Here is a 19,655-nt window from a genome sequence, read left to right on the forward strand (position 1 = left end):
GATATGTCCTCATTGTGAAAATTATTATGAATATAAGGGTGAAGTATGCCTTGAAGATGGTATACTAGTAATAAAATTTGCAATAGATCAAATGACAAAGAAATATTTGGAGGGAGAGATTCGTTATATCACCAGTTTCCAAACATCGGCGAAAAGGGAAAAAACGAAAGAAAGTAAACAATTTGACTCAAATAAAAAAGCAGCAAATGGTCATTTACCATTGCTTGCAGTGTGAATTAGTAGAAGAAATACCTTTAAGAGTTGTGCAAGATTTTGACGCAATGGATGATGGAGACCTTTCGGTTCCACCTATGTTTACTTGTGAAGAGTGTGGGGGAGAAATGTACCCTGAATATTATAAAGGGTTACAAGGTAAAGAATATCGACTAAGTGATATTAAATCACCAAAATAAAAAGGACCGGGCTATGCCCGGTTTTTCTTACTTTATCAAAAATCTTTCAAGTTGATAATCTATTAAGTCCATTTTTCGAACCGGAAAAAATAGTAATTTATATAGGTTCTAAAAAAGTAAAAGAATTATTGGAAAAATTGTTTTTAGAAGATGTTCCATTTCCAACTCTATTTCCTACAAAATATTATACCGAACCGGAAAATGGAATGAATTTGATTAATGATATATTTCAAAGAGAACCTATTTTAAAACTCACACCTTACTTGGAAAACGTTCTTACAATGAAAAAGCAAAACAAAATTCATACATTAATAATTGATCAGATTAAAACTATTGAAGGCCAACAATCCTTATTTGAGCGACTTTTATCTGATGAAAAAGTGGGAAATATTCTTTTTCTAGATTGGTTAGAGAACCAGGAAAAAGTTAATTTATTGAAAAATTATGATTTTAAAGTAAAAAAATTTTATCCAGATATAATAAATATTAGAAATAGACAATCAAGTAGTACAACATCATATTCGTCACAAAATGAATACTCCTATCATAAGATTTACATATCTAATCTTCAAAATCTAAAACACTTTATCTTAACGCCATCAATCAATGAAATAACTTTTTTAAAAGAATACATTTATTATGAAGAAAAAATTAAGTTGAACTTAGAATATTTAGGTAAAAGTATTTATGAAAATAAGTTTTTATCAGATCTTAACAACCTAACTTATTCTATTCTTTTTCATCTAAGATCTGCACCTGATTTTTATGATGAAGAATTTATAGATTCTTATTTTGATTCTTTATTTTTAAGCATTAAGGCTACATATGAAAAATTAAAAGACTACTGTAATAAAAAGCAACAAGTAAGTTTAGAAAAGATTCTGGAACTTATTGTGAAACTCATTTATTCAGAGGCCTTTAGAGAATTATCTTTAATAAAAAGAATGAAAATTTTGGATATTTGTAATCTTTATGTAAATAAAGATAAAAGAATAGCTATAGTTACAAAGAGAAAAAAAGAAGTTTTAATAATTCAAAATTTATGTTCAAGGACTAAACATAGAATTTCTTTTTTTACATTTAAAGAATATGTACGTGATAATAATAATATTTTTGATGCCATACTTTTAACTTTTTATCCTAGAAAATCGATTGAAGATTTATGGGTTAATGGCAAAACAGATACAATTTATTATTTTCTTTATCCTGATGAGATAAAATTATTTAAAAATGTATACTTAAGTGAATTAAATAAACATAGTTATATAGAAAAACAAGAATTTAAATTTCCTGAGTTAATTGAAGATTTTAAAACACCAATAGATTATGATTATGAACAAACAAAGGATTACTCTAAAGAATCGTCAGTTAATTCAATTTTAAATGAACAAATTAAGAAAAATTACAATGAAGAAGAAGCAAAGAGACATAAAGCATTATATGTTGAGTTTATAGAAGGCTATTATGCTTTCTTAACTGAAAAATATCATTGTCATTTAATCAATAGAAATGAAGAAAAAATTGAAAATAGAACAATAGAATTATTAGAAATCGGTGACGAGATCGGTTTCTTAAATGATCCCGATGATCATTTACTTGAAAAATATTTATCATTGAAATTTGAATCAGATAATTCATGGGCAGAAAATTATAAAAAGATAAGTAATAGAGCTGATTATTGGAGAAAAAAACTATTAATATATCAGAAAAAGAATGGGATTTCTTTAGAAAATCTTAGAAAAGAATTGAAAGCATTCGGATGTAAAAGAACAATACATACGATAAAACGTTGGTTTAATGATAAAAAAATGTATGCTCCTAGACAGGATGCCATTATTGCAATTGGAAAATTGCTTCAGGACGAAAAAATATTAAATAATGTAGATAAAATTATTGCAAGTGCAGAGAAAAAGAAAAAATTACACCAAAAAATTAGATCCCGAATTGAGGATTTTGCAGTCAACTCAGTATTTAATTCTAATTATGTTGGGAATACAATAATACGAAAAATGACTGATGATATTAAAAAAAGGTTCTTTCAAGTTGAAATATCTTATATTTCAAGTGACTATAGAGATGTTCCTAGTTATTTAATAAATAAATTAATTTCAAATTGAATTGATATCGTAAATCAAAGTCTTTAAGGCATGAGCAAAAATTTCAAGATTTAAGGGTGATTTTTCTATGGAGTTATATATTGATTTTCGAAATAGATTATTAGAAGAGATAGAAAAAGAACTGGTTGGACCTGGTTCTGAAGAAATATCAGGTGAAATAAATAATGAGATTTTAACAGAAGATCCGTTAAAAAGGTATACCGTGGGGATACTGTATCCAAAAGAATCAAAACTAGATGTAAAAGAAGAAATCAATTATACCGGTGAAGCATATATTTCCGAAAGTGATGAAGATGAGTTACTAGATTCTCATATTACCGCGGCAAACCTATATAGTCCTTCCGCATTAGGATTTAGTTTCTACATTTCACTTGATAACCCAGTATTAAAAATAAAGACATCCACTGCCAAATACCGAAAAGTAGAAGTGAATGAATGCAAAATTAATTTCAAAGATAACTTTATATCCATTGAAAATAACAAAATAAGCAATTTTGTTACTCTCGAAGATAATTATTTAAAATTTAGAAATGATAGATTGATTGATTTGGATAAATTTAGAAATTTGATCAATGAAATAAATGATAATGATCTGGTTAAAAAATATTTATATACACTTTTTTATCAGGGGAAAAATGGATATCTAAGGATACCTGTTGAACCAGATCAGATGACAATAGATTTAAGAGATTTAAATAAAAATATCGATACAATACCTATCGAAGATGGATTAAATCTAGTGATTAGAAGAAAAGAAGAAAAAGAATTAAATCGTAGTTTAGTAACTGTCGTCTTGATAAATAACAATGAAGGGTCTTCTAACCAAACATTAAAGTGTTATTTTCAAAGTAAAATTGAAGTTAGATCAAAGGGAATCATACCATATCATGAAAAAGAATTAGACCTAAAAGATGATGAAGAAGAAAGTTTAGAAATGCTTTACAAAGATAAGAAAAGTTATGCTATTGGCCATGGATGCTCGGTTATTTGGGATAACTCTGATTCAGAAATAATTTTAAATTCAACATATTTACCAATATATGAAGTTCCGCAAATGGACTTTGATCTTGATGATCGATTGGACGAAGATGATAAATCTATTTTATCCATGAAAAATTTATCCGATTTAAGCGAATTTGATAAAAAGCAAATCATTGAAAAATTAATTGGATTTAAAAACAAATATGCTGCTTGGATTCATAGCCTTGATAAGGAAGTTGCTGAATTACCTGATCAATATTTAGAAGTATCACATCGACATATCAAACAAATAAAAGTAACTTTAGAAAGAATCGAATCTGGAATTGATTTATTAAAAAATAACGATGAAGTGTTTAAAGCTTTTCAACTTGCTAATAGAGCAATGTATATGCAAAGGATCCATACTGATCAAAAGATGTTTAGTTTAAGATATCCTGAAGAGGGTGAAATAACATTTCCTGATTATAAATGTATAGACTACAAAGCAAGTTGGAGACCTTTTCAATTAGGTTTTTTACTCTTAACATTAGAATCAATTGTAGATCCAAATTCAAAAGATAGAGAAGTAGTTGATTTAATATGGTTCCCTACTGGAGGGGGAAAAACAGAAGCTTATTTGGGAGTTACTGCTTTTACCATTTTTCATAGACGCCTTACAAAAACGAATAACAGTGGCGTTACGGTAATTATGAGATATACTCTTCGTCTTCTTACTGCACAACAATTTGAAAGAGCAAGCACGCTGATTTTAGCCTGTGAGTTGATTAGACAAGAAAATCCTAAATTATTAGGAAAGGATAAAATTAGTATTGGATTATGGATTGGTAGTGCTTCCACCCCTAATAGCTTAGTTGAAGCAGATAATAAACTAAAAGAATTGGAAAAAAATATATATGCTGAAAATCCTTTTCAAGTATTGTCTTGTCCTTGGTGTAAAACATCATTAATCAAAGAAAAAAATAAACCTACATCTCGCCTTGGATACAGGATAAGTAATTTAAGAAGGAAAAAGAGATTTGTGATTTTATGTACAGAACCTGCATGTCCTTTTCATGATGAGCTTCCAATTCGAGTTGTTGATGAAGATATATACAACGAGCCACCTACTTTATTGTTCAGTACTGTGGATAAATTTGCTAACTTGCCGTGGAATGAGAATGTCTCAAGTATATTTGCTGTTGATTCTAAAAATACTGCGCCTGAATTAATTATTCAAGACGAACTTCATTTGATTTCGGGGCCACTTGGCACATTAGTAGGATTATATGAAACAGCTATTGATATGCTATGTTCACATAAAGGCGTTAAACCTAAAATCATTTCTTCAACAGCAACAATAAGAAAAGCTAAAGAACAAATTAAAAATTTATATAATAGAGATGTTCAAATTTTTCCTCCTCAAGGGGTTGTTGCAGACGATTCTTTTTTTGCTAGAGTTTCCGAAACGAAACTAGGAAGATTATATGTTGGTATAATGTCTTCAGGAAAAACCCAAACAACAACTGAAATTAGACTTTTAGCAAGTTTATTGCAATCAGTTGAAAGATTGGACTTTGATAATGAGATCAAAGATAAGTTCTGGACATTATTAGCATATTTCAATAGTATTAGAGAACTTGGAAAAGCAAAAACATTAATACAAGATGACGTGAAGGATCATATTGGAAGAATATTTAGGAGAAAACAGGATCAAAAAATACGAAAGGTATCTAACAGTAAAGAATTAACGAGTCGAATACCCTCGGATAAGATTCCAAAAATATTAGAACAATTAAATATTACATTAAGTAATATTGAGAAGAAGACAATTGATGTTTTGCTAGCTAGTAATATGATCTCTGTTGGCATTGATGTAAGTCGCCTTGGTTTAATGGTAATCGTAGGACAACCAAAAACAACTTCAGAATATATACAAGCAAGTAGTAGGGTAGGTAGAACTTATCCTGGAATTATTTTTAGCCTTTATGATGGGGCTAGACCGAGAGATAGATCCCATTTTGAACATTTTGTATTTTACCATCAATCTTTTTATAAGTTTGTTGAACCTACTAGCGTAACCCCCTTTTCTGAACCATCAGTTCAAAGGGGAATACATGCGTTACTTATATCATTGGTAAGACACCTAACAGATTTAAAAGACAATAATGATGCGGCAAGGTTTGATAAAAATATGCCGGAATTGGAAAAAATTAAAGATTTTATATTAAAAAGGGTGGAAGAAATAGACAAACAAGAATATCAAACTGTAAAAGAATATTTAAAAGAAATTGTAAATGATTGGGATAAGATACGACAAGAAAATGATCTAGTTTATTACACCGATAAAACAAATAAGCAATCATTAATGTACACATATGGTGAAGAGAGACTTTTTAATCAACATTATGCAACATTAAGGTCATTAAGGAACGTTGACTCCGAAGCCCATATAGAGGTGATTGAAGATGAAAATAACTAGAAAAAAATTCTCTTCCTTAAGAAGAAACCAAATGGTAACAAATTTTGGGGTTGGGGCAATCGTAGATTTTCCTGATCAATCATTAATGGGTTGTAATATTGAGGAATGGGGGAATAAAGGGGAAAAAATTCATGATACAAGATTAGAAAAGATTTTAAAAGTTGATCATTTTAGGTTACCACCTTCCAATAACCCTATCCCTTATGTTCGTTTCCCAAAATGGCATTTTTGCATCAGTTGTAGGGAACTTAAAAAACTTGGTGAATGGAGAAAATCTTACGTTAAAAAATACAATAAAGATTGGGAAGTTCCTACCTGTCCGAGCTGTAATTTAACTTTAATACCATCTAGATTTATTGTAATTTGTGAACAAGGTCATATTGATGATTTTCCATAGGTTGAGTGGGTCCACAGAGAGAAAAAATGTGATAACCCTAGATTAGAAATTAAAACTGCAGGAAGTTCCTCAGGGTTAGAAGGTATCCAATTATCTTGTAAAACATGTGGAAAAAAAACGAATATGAAACATGCGTTTGATAAAGACATTTTAGGAAGAATTGGTATAAAATGTTCTGGTAATAGACCTTGGGATTTAGAACGAAAGAAAGATGAATGTGATGGCGAAAGTGTGAAGTTGATAATTGCACATCGTGGAGGTTCTAACGTATATTTTCCAAAAATCATTAGTTCAATTTATATACCCTCAAAAGAAAATGAATATATAAGGAAATTAGAACATCTCAATGACTGGAATTATATTACGAATCCAACTTTATCTGATGAACAATTCAACGAAGATTTTGAACTTTTTACTAAACGAATAGCAAAAAAAACCGAAATTGATGAAACGTTAATTAGAAATTTAATCCTACAACAACGACATTTACTAACGGCAGATGATGAAAAAATAGATTATTTTCAATTTCGTTATCAAGAATATGATGCTTTTTTAAATCAAGTAAGACAAGATCCTAATTTTAAAACGGAAAAAATGGACGTACACGATTATAAAATTCCTTGGTTAGAAAATATAGTTCTTGTTAAAAAATTAAGGGAAGTACGTACTCTTATAGGTTTTACTAGGGTTTCGCCACCTGAACAAAAGAATTTTTATGACGATTTTGCAGACGAGGAAGATAATAGTAAAAAAGCTAAATTGGTATATGTTAAAAAAACAACTACAAATTGGTATCCTGCTATGGAGGTAAAAGGAGAGGGGATATTCTTTACTATAAAAGAATCTTATTTAAAGAAATGGTCGGAATTTAAAAGTGTAAGAGAGAGAGTTAAATCTATAAATGAAAAATATCAAGACTTGGTTTCTAAACATGGCTTCGAAGAAAGAAATATTACAGCTGAATTTATTTTTCTTCATACACTTGCACATTTGTTGATTAGAGAGTTAAGTTTTTCAGCAGGATACGGAAGTGCTTCATTAAGGGAAAAAATTTATTGTAATGAAACAGATAATCAACCTAATATGAAAGGTGTACTAATTTATACGGCCAGTGGAGATTCGGAAGGAACATTAGGAGGGCTAGTAAGATTAGGAAAACCTGATATTTTTCCTTCGATTGTTCAAAGAGCTTTAGAAAAAGCAGAATGGTGCTCAAACGATCCTATTTGTTTTGATAGTAAAGGTCAGGGAATACATTCAATGAATCTAGCAGCATGTCATTTCTGTTCTTTATTGCCAGAAACTAGTTGCGAGGTGTTTAATTGGTTTTTGGACAGGGGGTTAGTAATAGGATTGCCTGAAGATCAAAAATTAGGATTTATCAATCAAGAATTTAAAGATTAATATTTCTTTATTGATAGGGGATTAATATGAATATTATAGATTTATTCGCTGGAGCAGGAGGTTTATCGGAGGGATTTATTCGGAAAGGATTTAAACCTATAGCTCATATAGAAATGGACAAATATGCTTCAATGACCCTAAAAACAAGAATGGGTTATCATTATCTTAGAGAAAAGAATAAATTGCAGATTTATTATGACTATATTACTGGAAAGATGAGTAGAGAAGAGTTCTATTCTTACATTCCTGAAGAAATCAATGATACCGTATTAAATATAGAGATTAGTGATTCTACCATTAATTCTATTTTTGAAATAATAGACCAAAAATTAAAAGAGTCAACTGGAGAAGAAGTTGATGTAATTATTGGAGGACCACCATGTCAAGCATATTCATTGGTTGGTAGAGCTAGAGATCCATATGGAAAAGAACATGATCCAAGAAATCATCTTTATAAACAATATGTTAAATTTCTAAAACGATTTAAACCTAAAATGTTTGTATTCGAAAATGTGCCTGGTATTTTATCCGCAGGTAGAGGCGAATTATTTAAAGACGTTCAAAAATATATGTCAGAAGCAAATTACGAAATCGAAGCAAAGACATTAAATTCATTTGATTTTGGGGTTTTACAACAAAGAAAAAGGGTAATTTTAATAGGATGGCGTAAAGAATTAAATTTAGAATATCCAGATTTCGAAAAAATTAACCATAATAATGTAATGGTTAAAGATATATTAATAGATCTACCACCTTTAAAACCAAGTGAGAAAATAGAATATGGAGAATATCTAAGTCCTCCAACAAAATATTTGGAAGTAAGTGGTATAAGGGGTAAGTCTGATGTATTAACCCAACATATAAGTAGAGCGCATAACGATAGAGATAGAGAAATCTATAGAATTGCTATTGAAATGTGGAATAAGGAAAAAAGAAGACTAAAATACACGGATTTACCTGATCATTTAATCACTCATAATAATTTAGAATCTTTTTTGGATAGATTTAAAGTGGTTGCTTCAAATTTACCTTATTCTCATACTGTTGTTGCACATATATCAAAAGATGGCCATTATTATATACATCCAGATATTTATCAATTGAGGTCATTAACTGTAAGGGAAGTTGCTAGAATACAGTCTTTTCCTGATAACTTCTACTTTGAAGGTCCTAGAACAGCTATATTTACTCAGATTGGAAATGCTGTCCCGCCATTGATGGCTGAAAAAATTGCACAAAAAATTAAAAAAATGCTTAGTTCACTTTGATGTTTCTCTAAGTAATATTTTTAAAATAGTAGATGATCCTAGCATAGTTTCATGGACACAAGCAGGGAAAAACAATCCAATAGCGAATAAAATGTAATAACAGAAGAATAAGGAGGGTGATTGTATGCAAACACGAGTGATTATTTTTTCAATTTTTATAGGAGCATTGCTAATGTATATACTATCTTCGATGAAATATCTCAAAATGACAAGAAAAGTAAAAATGTTATAAAAGGAAAACGACCGATTGCAACAAGAGCTACAGGAAACGAAAAAACAAATGGAGGTAGAAACGCCTTAAAACCAACCATCCTTAGATTAAATGAAAAATGTACAAACATCCCTCTAGAAAATAAGGGGTGTTTTTTTATTTTGGTTTGATATACTAAAACTATGAAAAATACCTGAAAATGAGAGGAAATCTATGAATATTTGCAACAAAGTCTCCATTTTCAAGAATATACAGAAGAACAGTTGCAAAATGATTTAAACCAATTGGTTCAATGGAAAAACCTCATTCCTCGGCAGGAATCAGGAACAGTATCAAGCATTGAAGATTTCAAGAAAAAAAGTTTCGTTATCAGGCAACTCCTTATACGATCGAAATTGAGAGACTCTTTTGGAGGTTCTTTAGAAAGAACCTTGTTTGATCGCTTACTTGAATTCTTATTTCAACTAACGGCTTATCACAAACATCCCTTTCATGAAAGTAGAAGAGATGTTAGAGCAAATCATCGAGCAAAAGCAAATTGTAATCAGCCAACTGAAGAGGGTTGATCCCTATGTAAGAAAAACAATTTTGAACTGAATCGGAAAAGCAATGGGAATAAAGAGCAGATTGGGAAAACGGAGACAGGCAGACGTTTTAAATTATTCCAATTGGATGATTCAATGATTCAGCTTTTTCTTGTGTGTTAGCATTCTTAGAAGGAAAAGCGATCGATGAACTATTTTTACTAACAGAGATTGTAGAAGATCTGCAAGGATTTATCCAGGAGAAGATGGTTTAGACTGGACCAATTACGAACATCGCAAATCTTTAGTTCGTTTGTTGCGCTTCGCTCAGGAAATTGGGATTGTAAATGTGGAAGTACCACTGGTCTCCCGATATTTTATGCGTTCTTATCCAAAGGATCTATTTCAATTTGAGTCGATAGATGAGATTTTAAAAGTAGAATGGATGAAGGAAGAAGAGAATACAGGAGCGACAAGAAGACATCGAATCTATCGAAAACTATTTTTATCCCCGGTGATGTATAGTGAAGGTGTACAGGATCCTGACTTTTTGTATCTGCGCAATTATCGAAATCGTTTGCGAGAAGATATTGAAAAACATACTCCTTTTCAATTTAAATTGTACAAAAATACAGCGATGATAACCTTGCCTGAAAGAAGGGCACGCTTTACTCTCTTCCCAGATAATAAGGGAATTATGGATATTGCTTTACAATTTGCAAGTATTGTTAGAGAACAGCAAAGAATGGAAGATATCCCATATCAGTGGAATGGGACATTACTTTTAACTTTGCTCGATTTTGAAAGGTGGGTAGGACTTTGTAAAGAACAGTTTGGCTACGGATGGAGCAAGGAACATCGCGAAGCTACTGTTAAAGATACGGCATCTGAATTGTTTCGACTACTCAAAGATTGGAAACTAGCTAGAAAAGAACAAGACACTGGAGCAGTTATTCTTTATCCTGCATTAAGAGAGTGCGCCGATCATTTGTACTCATGGCCAATTCAAACTAGCTACTTTAATCTTACTTGATCACTTAGTACAAAATAGAACGAAAATTTATTATTCAGGTGATTATGATCCAGAAGGTTTACAAATGGCACAAAGGCTTAAGGTACGTTACCCTGAATATGTACAACTATGGCGATTTGAAATAGAAGAATATCTTGAAGCAATATTTAATATCGAATTATCGGATGCACGGCTAAAGAAATTGGATACGATTACTTTGGATGAATTACTGACATTGAAAAAACAGATTGCCATGAAACGGAAAGCCGGTTATCAGGAAAAATTGATACCAAAATTAATGGAAGATATTCAAAAGATCATGTGTAATGAATATGCAATTTGAACAAATGAAAAACCTGTTCAAAAGGGGAAAAGAATAATGAGTCAAACCATTCGAGATTATCAACAAAAAGTAGATAAAACGGTACGAGAATTAGGTGGTTATTGGCGACCACTTTCAGGGTTGGCTAGAGTTATTGAAGAATTAGGTGAGTTAAGTGAGCTCATAATGACATCGGAGAGTGATAGAGAAGAATTAGGTGGTGAGCTTGCGGATTTATTTATCATTACCGTTTCAGTAGGGAATCAGTATTGTACGGATCTGAATGAAGAATTATCATTAATGGGATACCCAATTCATATCGATGAACTGTATCATGGTATTTCATCAATAAATAATAAAAAAGAAGGTCTAATGAAACTAATGATAAGGGCTGGACAGATCGCTAGAATTCTCAATCATTATGAGGGAGATAAGAAAAAGAAACCGACAGAGAAGAAACGAAGATTGGGTGAAGAGATTGCTAAATTCAACATTGATCTGATTGCGCTGGCAAATCTCAATAATATCCCGCTTTTCACCTATGTAAATCAAATATTAGACCGTGATGTTGTGCGAGATAAGAATCGGTTTGACATCACTCACGATCCAACGACTGAACCTTCCCTCGATCATTTTCGTGAACTGACGAAAGGAACACCTTATGAATCGTTGAAGAAAGTTTGGGGTTCCTATGAATGGGATGAATCACTCTCATTAGAAAAGAACTTACAAAATACGCTTCCTACCTTTCAGCGTTTTGGGAAAGTAGGAGAAAATGAAGGACTTGAGGCGCTAGTTCTAGAAATTGTAGGAGAGGAATTTATCTCTGATGAAGAAAATCGCAATAAAACGATTCAAAGGACATTACAGTTCTTCCATCAATTTGATCCATACATTGGACAAGATCCATACGTAAATGATCTCGGTCTTCATGAGTTAACCTTTCGTTACCATTTTTATGGAGTAGAGTTTGACTGGGTTCCTATGGTTCATAGGCAATCATTGTTCCTCTTATTTATACGGTCAATGAGCTGACATCGAAGATTATTGCCATGGAAGCGTGGATAAGAAGAATGGAAAAAGGTTAAGAAGTATATAGTGCCAGTCCTCTTGGTTATCCTAAAGAGGAAAGGAGTGGAGTGAATGATAGTACAATTAACCATTATCCAACAAAATGATAGCCATAGTCATATTGAACCACATTGGGAAGGTTTTTATGGCCGTGAAATCCGTTATGATATGACAGGTGGTTTTGCACGGATTGCCCAATATGTGAAACAACAAAGAGAAAAAAACCCCAATCTTCTCTTTATCGATAATGGAGATCTGTTTCATGGAACAGGCCCAGCATTGTTATCGAAAGGTGAGACTTTGATTCCTGTAGTATCCAATCTTGGTCTTGATGCATGGGTTCCCGGGAACTGGGATTATGCCTATGGTCCTAAACAATTGCAAAATTTAGCGAACCGTCTCCCATTTTCCACGATCGCTTGTAATGTATTTGATTCGGTACATGGAATCCCTCTTTTTCTACCATATATTGTGAAAGAGATGCAAGGATTAAAGGTAGGAATGATTGGTCTCACCTTTCCATATGAAGATCAGACGATGCCCCCGTCTTTTTCGGAAGGTCTCTCATTCACTTTAGGATTAGAGGTGTTGCCTAAATATATCGAGCATCTACGTACAAAAGAGAAAGTAGACTTGGTTATTTTAATCGAGCATATTGGCCTACCATTATCTCAAAAATTAGCGACACTAGTAACTGGTATTGATGTGATCTTAAGTGGTCATAGCCATGACCGGATTAAACGGCCAATGAAAATTAACAATACATTAATTATCCAATCTGGTTCTCATGCATCTTTCCTAGGGCAATTGGATTTGAAAATTTCAAATGGGAAAATCATCGACTATACTCATCAACTTATTCCCTTGCTTACAGATCAATTTGAGGAAGATCCTCTTATAAAAGAGCTGGTTGATCAAGCTATCATTCCTTATCAAAACCTGCAAGAGAATGTCGTTGGCAAGACAACCATACCACTTCATCGAATGTTCTTATTAGAGACTCCGATGGACCACTTCATTACAGATGCCTATATGCATCACATTAATGCAGATATTTCTTTTTCTCATGGATGGCGTTATGGTGTTCCAGTTCTTCCAGGATCGATTACTATGAAAGACATCTGGCAAATTATTCCTTCTAATCCCGAACTATTTACAGTAGAAGTTGAGGGAAGAGAACTCATACAAATCTTAGAAAAAAATCTAACTTCCGTCTATGCTAGTGATCCATTTCAACAGATGGGCGGTTATATTTTGCGATCAACAGGACTCTATATAGCATTCAAACCATATAACGGGGAAGGTAATCGGATCGAATATGTGGAAGTAAATGGAGAACCCCTTAAACTTGATAAGTCCTATAAAATTATTGGAGCAGGCCAGCAGGACTTTAGGGAACTTGGAAGTCGAAGAAAGTTCTTAGGGATTAAATCCCATGATGCGATTGTTCAATATCTAAAGGAAATTAAAGAGTATAAGGGGAGAAACAGCAATTATGTAACTAGTATTTAAGTTCCGTTGAAAAACTCTTCTGTAGTGGAAGGGTTTTTTTTCGGAATAAGTCACTCTTTTATGCGTATCTTAAAAGGTATCTAAATCCTGTAGGTCTGTCCTTCTTTAAAATAAGGAATTATGAAATTGTTTTAAATAAAAAATTGACTTACTCTACTACATTAAAGCATAATAATATCAATATTCTTTTTTTAGTTTATTAGGAAAGGGTATCATTAAAATTTTAGATTGAGGTGAAATAAATGAATGAGAAAAAAGCCGTAGTAAGTGTCATTGGAAAAGATCAAATAGGTATTATTGCTCAAGTAACAAGTATTTTAGCAGAATATCGAATTAATATTTTGGATATTAGTCAAACGATTCTCCAAGATTTTTTTACAATGATGATGATTGTCGATTTGTCTAATGTAGAGGGAAAAGTGGATCAAGTGAGGGAAGATCTAAATAAACTTGGAGAAGCCCTTGGCCTAAAAATTAATGTACAGTTAGACGAAATCTTTAAAGCGATGCATCGCATATAAGATAGGAGGGACAAGAGTGACTTTAGCATTAACTGAAATGATGGAAACCATCAGGATGGTTCAAATGGAAAACCTCGATATTCGTACTGTAACTCTAGGAATCAACCTTCGTGATTGTTATGATACGGATTTTGAAAAAATGAAAGAGAAAATTTATAAAAAAATAACTACCTTTGCAACAGATTTAACCAAAGTGGCACAAGAAGTTGAAAAGGAATTTGGCATACCTATTATAAATAAACGAATTTCAGTCACCCCTATAGCAGAAATATTAGGAAGTTGTACAAAAGAACAGGCAGTTGAAATAGCAAAGACTCTTGATAAAGTAGCAATCGATTTAGATGTTGATTTTATTGGTGGTTTTTCAGCCTTGGTACATAAAGGTATGACTAAAAGCGACCAAACCTTAATAGAATCTATACCTGTCGCTTTGTCAACTACACAAAGGGTTTGTGGCTCAGTATCAGTTGCAACGACAAAAACCGGAATAAATATGGATGCTGTGAAGTTGATGGGACACGTAATAAAGCAGGCTGCTGAACTTACTGCAGACCAGGATGGGATTGCTTGTGCGAAATTAGTTGTTTTCTGTAACCCAGTTGAAGATAACCCTTTTATGGCCGGAGCTTTTCATGGTTCGGGAGAAGGCGAAGCGGTACTCAATGTTGGCGTTAGTGGGCCTGGGGTGGTTTTAAATGCTTTAAAACGTTATCCAAATGCTGATCTTGGAGAGATAGCAGAAGTGATTAAAAAAACAGCATTCAAAATTACAAGAGCAGGAGAACTAATTGGAAGGGTCGTAGCAAAAAAATTAAATGTTCCTTTTGGAATTATGGATTTATCTTTAGCTCCAACGAATGCTATTAATGATAGCGTAGCTGAGATTTTGGAAGAAATCGGACTTGAACGTACTGGAACCCATGGTACGATTGCTGCCTTAGCTTTAATGAATGATGCGGTAAAAAAAGGTGGTGCAATGGCTAGTTCTTATGTAGGGGGACTAAGTGGTGCATTTATTCCTGTAAGTGAAGATAACGGAATGATTCGAGCAGTAGAAGAAGGTGCATTAAGTTTAGAAAAATTAGAAGCGATGACAAGTGTTTGTTCGGTAGGATTAGATATGATCGCTTTACCAGGCGATGTCACTGCTTCAACACTATCAGCTATTATTGCTGATGAAGCTGCTATAGGGGTAATTAACAAAAAAACAACTGCTGTACGCGTTATCCCTGTTCCAGGAAAATCTGAAGGTGAACTTGTGGAATTTGGAGGTTTATTAGGTCGTGCCCCAATTATGAAAATCAATCATTTTTCTTCTGAAAAACTTATTTACCGTGGTGGACGAATCCCAGCACCTCTTCAAGCATTAAGTAATTAAAAATATTCTTTTACAAGGAACATATATATTTTTAAAAAGTAAGATTTGAAAAGGAGGATATTTATGAGTAATGGTCCATTACTGCCAAACACATCTACGGGTTCAAAAAAAAATATTAGTGTAATATTAGGAGCCATTTTTATTATGGCTACATCAGCAATCGGCCCCGGGTTTTTAACTCAGACTGCTGTTTTCACTGAAAAATTTATGGCTAATTTTGCCTTTGCAATTTTAGCCTCGATTATCATTGATATCGGGGCTCAAGTAAATATTTGGAGAATCATCGCAGTATCTAGAAAGCGTGGGCAAGATGTTGCTAATATGGTCTTGCCAGGACTAGGAAGTTTAATCGCCATCTTAATCGTTATAGGCGGTTTAGCATTTAATATAGGAAACGTTGCTGGGGCAGGTTTAGGATTAAATGTTATCTTTGGTGTTAGTCCAACTACTGGAGCGATAATTTCAGCCATCTTTGCTATCATTGTTTTTAGCTTAAAAGAAGCAGGCAAAGCAATGGATATTATTGCTCAAATTCTTGGCGGAATTATGATTTTAATGGTAGGATATGTGATGTTCATCTCCAACCCACCTGTAGGAGATGCACTTGTTAAGAGTATTTTTCCTGATGATTATAGTATATTATTTCTGCCAATGATCACCTTAATTGGTGGTACAGTAGGGGGATATATTACTTTTGCTGGAGGACACCGTTTGCTAGATGCTGGGATTACTGGGGAAAAAAATCTGCCATATATAAACAGGGCTTCGATATATGGAATCTTAGTAACTGGATTAATGAGAATTTTGCTGTTTTTAGCTGTTTTAGGAGTGGTATATGCTGGGAATAAGTTGGATCCTTCCAACCCGCCTGCATCAGTCTTTCAAATCGCTTTAGGTGACTATGGCTATAAGTTTTTTGGTATTGTTCTTTGGTCTGCAGCGATTACTTCCGTAATTGGTGCAGCTTACACAAGCGTATCATTTTTACGTTCTTTCCACGCACTTTTTGATAAATATACTAATTTTATCATCATGGGATTTATCATTTTCTCAACGTTAGTTTTTGTGTTAGTTGGTAAGCCAGTAACAATATTGGTAATCGTTGGTTCTTTAAATGGATTAATTTTACCTTTAACATTAGGATCTATATTAGTAGCTTCTAGAAATAAAAAAATTGTTGGAGAAACCTATCGCCATCCAACTTGGATGATCATTTTTGGAGCAATTGCCGTATTGATTACATCCTATATCGGGTGGGTATCTCTTCAAGGAATCGCTGAATTGTGGAAATAGTAACTCTTTTACACAGGGAATAATAAAAATGTTATCTCCTGTGTAATTTATTTAATACTTTCATTAAATTATATGAAGCAAATTATTCAATGTCTTCTTATCAATGTTTTGCTTTTTTATGATCTTTATGTTAATTTTGTAAAATAAAAATATGTAGACTTTTTTTGGAGGAAGGAGTATATGAACCTAGATTTTCAGCCACTAGGGGATACAGCAATTCGAGTATCTTTTGGAAATGAAATTTCTAAAGAAATTAATCAGGCGATTCGTTTATTCACAAATGGTTTAAGTCAAAACCCAATCTATGGGGTTATTGAATGGATTCCAACTTATGCTTCCCTAACTATTTTTTATAATCCTGCATTAATTGCATATAAAGAAATGTTGAATAAGTTAATAGAGATTAAAGACCATATTAAAGAAACTAATTTACCTTCAGCAAAGATATATGAAATCCCGACCTATTATGGCGGAGAAACAGGACCAGATTTAGCTTATGTTGCAAAATATAATAATCTTACTGAAGATGAAGTGATTTCCATCCATACGGGTACTGATTATTTAATTTATATGATCGGGTTTGTACCTGGTTTTCCATATTTGGGTGGTATGTCAAATAAGATTGCTACTCCGCGTCAAGAGAAGCCAAGAACCCGTATTCCAGCGGGATCCGTTGGTATTGCTGGTGAACAGACTGGTATTTATCCGTTAGAGACACCTGGAGGCTGGCAAATCATCGGAATCACTCCACTTAAGCTATATGATCAAACAAAGGAACGTCCCATTCTCCTATCAGTAGGACATTACTTAAGATTTGTAAGCGTTTCATATCATGAATATTTAGAAATAAAGAAAGCAGTTGAAAACGGGAACTATCAAGTAAAAACTTACAAAAAGGAAGAGGGGATGGATTATGTATTCAATTGATTTAAATAGTGACTTAGGAGAAAGTTATGGAAATTATCGTATTGGTAATGATGACGAGGTGCTAAAATATATTACTTCTGCTAATATTGCGTGTGGATATCATGCTGGGGATCATAATGTTATGATGAAAACAGTAAAAAAAGCGAAAGAATTAGGAGTAGGGGTAGGAGCACACCCAGGGTTCCCTGATTTAAGTGGTTTTGGACGAAGAGAAATAAGAATGTCCCCTGAAGAAATTTACAATATGATGATTTATCAGATAGGCGCATTATTGGGTGTAGCTAATTCACAAAAAGTAAGTGTTCAACATGTAAAACCACATGGTGCATTATATAATATGGCATCAAAAAATAAAGAAATGGCTATGGCGATTGCTAAAGCAGTGAAGGATTTAGATAAAGAGTTGGTTTTATTTGCTTTAGCTGGTAGTGAACTTTATAAAGCAGGGGTAGAACATGGACTGAAAGTAGCCCAAGAAGTTTTTGCCGATCGTACCTATCAGCCAGATGGCACATTAACTTCTCGTTTACAACCAAATGCGATAATTCATGATCTTGATTTTGCTGTTGAACGTGTGATTCGAATGGTTAAAGAGGGAAAAGTAAGAGCAGTAAATGGAGAAGATATTGATATTCAAGCAGACACCATTTGTGTACATGGGGATGAACCACAAGCTCTTTCATTTGTTAAGACACTAAGAGAAAAATTGAAACAAGAAAAGATCATGATTAAAAATTTTGGAGTGTCCTCGAATGTCTAAACCTTTATTAAAGGTAATCAAACCTGGGTTACTCACCACTGTTCAAGATTTAGGGCGGTTAGGCTATCAACAGTATGGAATTGTCGCTGCAGGTGTAATGGATGCTTTTTCAATGCAAATAGGCAATTTACTGGTTGGCAATCCAAGAAATGAAGCAGTCTTAGAAATTTCAATAATTGGACCCACTTTGCAGGCGTTAGATGATATGTTGCTTGCTATCTGTGGTGGTAATCTTTTTCCTACAGTTGATGGGAAAAAAATAGACATGTGGAAGAGTTTTATATTAAAGAAAGGACAAATTCTTTCTTTTGGTGCCCCAGTTGAAGGTGCAAGAGCCTATTTGAGTATTGCAGGCGGGTTTGATATTCCTATCGTAATGGGAAGCAAATCAACTTATATAAAAGCCGGAATTGGTGGATATAAAGGTCGTGCTTTACAAAAAGATGATATTCTATTTGGTAAAGGAATTCTAGAAAAAAGATATGTTGGACGGTTACTTCATTATGATGAAATTCCGACATATAAAAGTGAGATTCATGCTAGGGTTATTTTAGGGCCACACCTTAATTATTTTACTGAAGAAGGAATTCAGATCTTTTTAACCCAAACTTTTGAAATTTCATCTCAATCGGATCGAATGGGATACCGTTTAAATGGTCCCCAAATTACACATCTTTCTACTGCTGATATTATTTCAGATGCTATCCCCTTTGGCGGAATTCAGGTTCCATCAAACGGTCATCCAATCGTTTTAATGGCAGACCGACAAACAACAGGTGGATATACTAGAATTGCTACCGTTATTTCAGTTGATTTACCTTTATTAGCGCAAGCATTACCAGGCCATACCATTCGTTTTTCAAGTATTTCTGTAGAAGAAGCCCAGGTTTTATATAAAAAAAGAGAGAATTTGTTTTATACTCTATCATTACTAGCTTAAATTTTAAAAAAAACACTAACCGTAAAAACAATACCTATAAAAAAAGCTCTTCACCATAGAAAAGCAAGAATGGAGCAATTTCAAAAAAATAATCGCAAAAAGGTTTTTATAATAGGTAAAAAGTGAAATTAGTAAAAACATCCCTC

Annotated in this window: 17 protein-coding genes and 2 pseudogenes; all 19 read left to right on the forward strand. The window is 32.9% G+C overall.

The genetic code is table 11. The annotated features are described in order from the left end of the window. A pseudogene (locus tag TEPIDINF_RS00910) lies at positions 1 to 235 on the forward strand (IS91 family transposase); the annotation flags it as partial. A 28-nt stretch (positions 236 to 263) separates the two neighbouring features. Beyond that, complete coding sequence (locus tag TEPIDINF_RS00915) at positions 264 to 413, forward strand: hypothetical protein (RefSeq protein ID WP_421691172.1); 150 nt, start codon at positions 264 to 266, stop codon at positions 411 to 413. 89 nt (positions 414 to 502) lie between these two features. Further along, positions 503 to 2,530 carry a DrmE family protein gene (locus TEPIDINF_RS00920; RefSeq protein WP_421692121.1) on the forward strand — a complete coding sequence of 676 codons (2,028 nt, stop codon included), beginning with the start codon at positions 503 to 505 and terminating at the stop codon, positions 2,528 to 2,530. 67 nt (positions 2,531 to 2,597) lie between these two features. Next, positions 2,598 to 5,969, forward strand: coding sequence for a helicase-related protein (locus TEPIDINF_RS00925; RefSeq protein ID WP_421691173.1), 3,372 nt, complete (start codon positions 2,598 to 2,600; stop codon positions 5,967 to 5,969). Then, on the forward strand, positions 5,956 to 6,366 hold the full coding sequence (locus tag TEPIDINF_RS00930) for a hypothetical protein (protein WP_421691174.1): 411 nt from the start codon (positions 5,956 to 5,958) through the stop codon (positions 6,364 to 6,366). The genes TEPIDINF_RS00925 and TEPIDINF_RS00930 overlap by 14 nt, the downstream gene beginning before the upstream one ends. Positions 6,367 to 6,381: 15 nt before the next feature. After that, positions 6,382 to 7,770, forward strand: a pseudogene (gene drmB, locus TEPIDINF_RS00935) (DrmB family protein); the annotation flags it as partial. A 26-nt stretch (positions 7,771 to 7,796) separates the two neighbouring features. Further along, the gene (locus tag TEPIDINF_RS00940) at positions 7,797 to 9,038 is read left to right on the forward strand and encodes a DNA cytosine methyltransferase (RefSeq protein WP_421691175.1); all 1,242 of its coding nucleotides are present in this window, start codon (positions 7,797 to 7,799) and stop codon (positions 9,036 to 9,038) included. A 120-nt stretch (positions 9,039 to 9,158) separates the two neighbouring features. Next, on the forward strand, positions 9,159 to 9,419 hold the full coding sequence (locus tag TEPIDINF_RS00945; protein WP_421691176.1) for a hypothetical protein: 261 nt from the start codon (positions 9,159 to 9,161) through the stop codon (positions 9,417 to 9,419). A gap of 39 nt (positions 9,420 to 9,458) precedes the next feature. Next, entirely contained in the window at positions 9,459 to 9,815 is a 357-nt protein-coding gene (locus TEPIDINF_RS00950; protein ID WP_421692122.1) for a DUF2397 family protein, read from the forward strand. 307 nt (positions 9,816 to 10,122) lie between these two features. Then, positions 10,123 to 10,806: a DUF2398 family protein gene (locus tag TEPIDINF_RS00955; protein WP_421691177.1), complete on the forward strand. Its 684-nt coding sequence runs from the start codon at positions 10,123 to 10,125 to the stop codon at positions 10,804 to 10,806. Continuing rightward, the gene (locus TEPIDINF_RS00960; protein WP_421692123.1) at positions 10,796 to 11,128 is read left to right on the forward strand and encodes a DUF2399 domain-containing protein; all 333 of its coding nucleotides are present in this window, start codon (positions 10,796 to 10,798) and stop codon (positions 11,126 to 11,128) included. The genes TEPIDINF_RS00955 and TEPIDINF_RS00960 overlap by 11 nt, the downstream gene beginning before the upstream one ends. Before the next feature lie 36 nt (positions 11,129 to 11,164). Beyond that, the gene (locus tag TEPIDINF_RS00965; protein WP_421691178.1) at positions 11,165 to 12,142 is read left to right on the forward strand and encodes a nucleoside triphosphate pyrophosphohydrolase family protein; all 978 of its coding nucleotides are present in this window, start codon (positions 11,165 to 11,167) and stop codon (positions 12,140 to 12,142) included. A gap of 108 nt (positions 12,143 to 12,250) precedes the next feature. Further along, positions 12,251 to 13,690, forward strand: a complete 1,440-nt coding sequence (locus TEPIDINF_RS00970; RefSeq protein ID WP_421691179.1) for a bifunctional metallophosphatase/5'-nucleotidase — start codon at positions 12,251 to 12,253, stop codon at positions 13,688 to 13,690. Between the two features lie 242 nt (positions 13,691 to 13,932). Beyond that, positions 13,933 to 14,211, forward strand: coding sequence for an ACT domain-containing protein (locus TEPIDINF_RS00975; RefSeq protein WP_068722865.1), 279 nt, complete (start codon positions 13,933 to 13,935; stop codon positions 14,209 to 14,211). Positions 14,212 to 14,227: 16 nt separating this feature from the next. Next, a complete protein-coding gene (locus TEPIDINF_RS00980; protein ID WP_421691180.1) occupies positions 14,228 to 15,589 on the forward strand; it encodes a PFL family protein in 1,362 nt (453 codons plus the stop codon). A gap of 63 nt (positions 15,590 to 15,652) precedes the next feature. Beyond that, complete coding sequence (locus tag TEPIDINF_RS00985) at positions 15,653 to 16,882, forward strand: NRAMP family divalent metal transporter (RefSeq protein ID WP_421691181.1); 1,230 nt, start codon at positions 15,653 to 15,655, stop codon at positions 16,880 to 16,882. Positions 16,883 to 17,062: 180 nt separating this feature from the next. Continuing rightward, on the forward strand, positions 17,063 to 17,809 hold the full coding sequence (gene pxpB, locus TEPIDINF_RS00990) for a 5-oxoprolinase subunit PxpB (protein WP_068722869.1): 747 nt from the start codon (positions 17,063 to 17,065) through the stop codon (positions 17,807 to 17,809). After that, the gene (locus TEPIDINF_RS00995) at positions 17,796 to 18,569 is read left to right on the forward strand and encodes a LamB/YcsF family protein (protein ID WP_068722872.1); all 774 of its coding nucleotides are present in this window, start codon (positions 17,796 to 17,798) and stop codon (positions 18,567 to 18,569) included. The genes pxpB and TEPIDINF_RS00995 overlap by 14 nt, the downstream gene beginning before the upstream one ends. Beyond that, positions 18,562 to 19,509 carry a 5-oxoprolinase subunit C family protein gene (locus TEPIDINF_RS01000; RefSeq protein WP_068722874.1) on the forward strand — a complete coding sequence of 316 codons (948 nt, stop codon included), beginning with the start codon at positions 18,562 to 18,564 and terminating at the stop codon, positions 19,507 to 19,509. The genes TEPIDINF_RS00995 and TEPIDINF_RS01000 overlap by 8 nt, the downstream gene beginning before the upstream one ends. Positions 19,510 to 19,655 lie beyond the last annotated feature (146 nt).

The sequence above is a fragment of the Tepidibacillus infernus genome, from assembly GCF_048898065.1.
In the GTDB taxonomy this organism is placed as follows: domain Bacteria; phylum Bacillota; class Bacilli; order Tepidibacillales; family Tepidibacillaceae; genus Tepidibacillus_B; species Tepidibacillus_B infernus.